The 3,458-nt window shown below is 37.0% G+C and carries 3 protein-coding genes; 2 read left to right on the top strand and 1 reads right to left on the bottom strand.

Translation table 11 applies throughout. From position 1 onward, the window contains the following. Both HW45_RS29905 and HW45_RS30305 read left to right on the top strand, forming a co-directional pair. On the top strand, positions 1 to 471 hold a 471-nt coding region (locus HW45_RS29905; RefSeq protein ID WP_038225210.1), incomplete at its 5' end, for a hypothetical protein. A 407-nt stretch (positions 472 to 878) separates the two neighbouring features. After that, the gene (locus HW45_RS30305; RefSeq protein WP_443083034.1) at positions 879 to 1,433 is read left to right on the top strand and encodes an FUSC family protein; all 555 of its coding nucleotides are present in this window, start codon (positions 879 to 881) and stop codon (positions 1,431 to 1,433) included. A 1,048-nt stretch (positions 1,434 to 2,481) separates the two neighbouring features. On the opposite strand, the gene HW45_RS04515 is transcribed toward HW45_RS30305, so the two are convergent. Continuing rightward, positions 2,482 to 3,381 carry a class I SAM-dependent methyltransferase gene (locus HW45_RS04515; protein WP_038225215.1) on the bottom strand — a complete coding sequence of 300 codons (900 nt, stop codon included), beginning with the start codon at positions 3,379 to 3,381 and terminating at the stop codon, positions 2,482 to 2,484. Positions 3,382 to 3,458 lie beyond the last annotated feature (77 nt).

Below are 3,458 nucleotides of genomic sequence, written 5' to 3' on the forward strand. Positions count from 1 at the left end.
GAGTATAATGAAGACTTCATAATATCATATGGGGATGTTAATGTTATTAACCAAGATATTTATACTCATAGAGTAATTTCATTAAATGACACTTTGTCAATGTATGGTACATCGACTGATAGCTTGGAAAACGTCAGATTTATCCTAGTTAATAATCGCTTCTTAATTCGTGACTTTGAGTATTGGTGCGAGAATTTCAATGTTGACATAAACAGATTGGATATCATTTCTGTTTTCAATGTAAAACAAGCGGTTATGTTGTTGAGAAATGGGTTGGGTAATTTTGTTGCGAACAAAAACATAATGCTAGAATTTTTCGACAATGACATATCATTTGAGTTGAGTAACTATGAGTGTGAATCACCTAGTCAATTTCACTTGTATCGGAAAAAAGATCTATCACAGCATGAAGAAAATATACACCAAGTTATAAATAAAGAACTAACAAGATACTTTGGGCATAAGGTATAAATATGTTTAGTAAAAACTCATTTATTAAAAAAGAGTTCTACCTGATTTCATTTGGTATTCTACCTAGTCTTTCTATGTACTTCTTTAGTGGGGACTCCTTGTACGTCAAGATGGCTTTAATTTCGACATCTCTAATTATCACTCAACTGACACTCCAGTGCTCCTTTTTATTAACTTTTGTACAGTATTTGCAGATAATATTCCTTAGCATTATCCTTTGCAAGATCCAGGATAATTTAATAGCTTACTCTTTATTCTCAAGCCTAGTTTGCTCTTATTATTTAAACTTAACTCGCTATGGTTCTAACTTAAAAATCTATGCCTCATTCATTATCGTCCCTGCGTTTTATTTATCCACAGAGATGAATCGGTTAGGAGTGCCTGAGACTGAGATAGCCAGTACTTATATGACGCACTTACCTTTGTCAATTTTACCAAGCATTATTATAAGCTTGCTAACAAAAACGGGCAATAATAAGATAAACTTTGGTAGTATCTATATCGAATATAATAATTCTACCATATCGGTGTTTGCATCAGTTTTGATTTGTACGTTGTTTAGTTATTACTTTAATTGGCAACATTCAGAATGGATATTGTGGTCTGCCGTTAGCGTTTGTACTGGAGAACTATCATCTATGAGAGCAAAAGTTAGGCATCGACTTTTAGGGGCTATAGTTGGGATAACACTAGGTATGATTATCAGTTTTTATATGCCTAATAGCGATGTTCTAAGGTATATGTCTGTTGCACTAATACCATTGACGATACCATTGAAGAATTATCTGTTCGCATTTTCAACTAGATGTACTTTGACTGTTCTCTCTGTTGGATTGATTTCGCAAATTGACGAGGTTGCAATGTACAAAGTTTTAAGTATATATGTCGGAGGTTTTATCGGTTATCTGATAGGAACATATGTTATAAAGGTCAATCTAGTCGATGGTAATACGGATAAATAACTCCAGTTATTCCAAAACTTTACTCTCACGTAAAAGTAAATTCGAGGTCTTACTTTAAAAAAGGTTAATGCTATTGCGTTCATGTATAGAGTTTTTTCATTCAGATGCCTTTAGTTATGATAGAGCACGGATCTTGGTTCATTCTAAGTTCTTAGTTTTGTACTTGGCGCCATGTTCATTACCCACTTGAATTCACCTCATACAATAATGGAAAATTTATACGACCTTGTCGATTGCCTGAATGTCTCTTTGTGTTACATGGACTTTCCCTAAGCCAATATCCTATATGGCTGAATAATAACATTTACTCTGGATGTATACCGCTTGCTTTTAAATCCTTTTAAAAGATTTGGCATAGGAGTCCCTGGAAGCGAGCAATAGACATACTCTGTTCCGACCTTGGGGGAAAACGGGGGTAAGTGCTGCAAATACTTTTGGTACTGTGAATATCTACGGCAATACTTCGACATATTCCGCTACGACTACTTTAACACCTACATACGGTGTTACTGGTTCAATTACACATATAGGTAGCAAAACAATTTATAATCGCTTTTTGAATATTGTTGCTTATTATGTTGATGTTTATAAGAAAACTGGAAAAATGAAAAAAGTATGGACTACAACAGTAATCTCTTCGGGTTAAGCTGTTGATTTTCGAAGAGTTATGCCTGTCTTAGTATTGGCAGCTAGTCTATATTTTGGGAAAAATACAGGGCAACAAGCACCAGTGACCCTCAATAAAAATGATAAAGTTATTACAAATATCAAGGGGATCCAGCAACTAAAATAAAAAGGCTTGGAGTCAAGCCTTGCTTCTTGCCATCCATTACTTTTTGTATCTCAAACCAGAAAATTACCCGAAATAGAAATTCGCTCCTTAGTTCGTTTTGGGGCAAAGCGTGTTAGCGTAGATCCCACGAATACAAATGCCCTTCAATTGGCTCGTAATGCTCAATTCGTCACAAAGAAATACCAGCAGATACTGGTTCTTAGTAAAGGGTTTAGTGATCTAATGGGCTTAACGCTGTCTTTTATAGTCGAAGTTTTAGGGTGAAGTTGCAACCACAAAATGCTCTAACTTCAAAATCTCTGATTGAGGGACTTCTCTTCCTTTCGGCGTGAAATATAAAGTATTAAGATCGTCTAGCGAGGTATGTTGCTTGAGCTGAAAGCCGCTTTCGTTGAGCAATGTTTCAATCTCTTGGGTTGAGTACAAAGACTGCCAAGGTTCTCCAAACTTAGCCGACAGTTTCATGATGGTATCTGCCCGTTTAGCTGTGTTTGGATAACCTACCCCAAAACATGCAGCCGGATTGTTCAGCAATTGCTCATCAACGTAGGAAAAACAGAACACGGTACGACTATCGCCAGTTAAAATTTGAAGTTCATTTAGAGTAGCAGAAAGAGCTGGTTTAGAAATATATTGAGACACGCCTTCTAAAGTAAACAAGGTAGGCCTATTTGGTTCGAAACCAGCATTTAATAAGCACTCACTCAACAATTGGCTGTCAAAATCGACACTGACATATTTGACATAATTAGCGCTTTGAAGATGGTTAGGTAGCTTAGCTCTCTTTTGTGACTGGACTTCCGCTTGGTCAACTTCGAACACTTTTATCTTTGAAGGCAAACCCAAACGATAGGCACGTGAGTCATAACCAGCTCCAAGAATCACATATTGCTCAATATTTTCAGCCGCACTTTGATTTACAACGTCATCAATAAACCGAGTTCGCGCGATCAGGTGCTCATGAAAGCCTCTGGCAAATTTTCGAGTAACCCACACACTGACCTTATGACCCAGTAGTTTGATCAGCCCTGAGCCTAAAACAAAGTGTTCGGCATAAGGATCGTAAATTACGCGCCGATCGGGCTCGGCTAATGATTCAATGAATCTTTGCTTTGCGACACCTTGAGCCGTAGCGTCTTTTTTTAAATATCGTATTGCTCATAATAAGCTTCTACCTCGAAACCCACCCTCATCACACTACACCTATCTGAGACGGCTTTGTTGCCGAATTC

Origin of the sequence: Vibrio sp. ER1A (assembly GCF_000733315.1) — a bacterium.
GTDB lineage: Bacteria > Pseudomonadota > Gammaproteobacteria > Enterobacterales > Vibrionaceae > Vibrio > Vibrio mediterranei.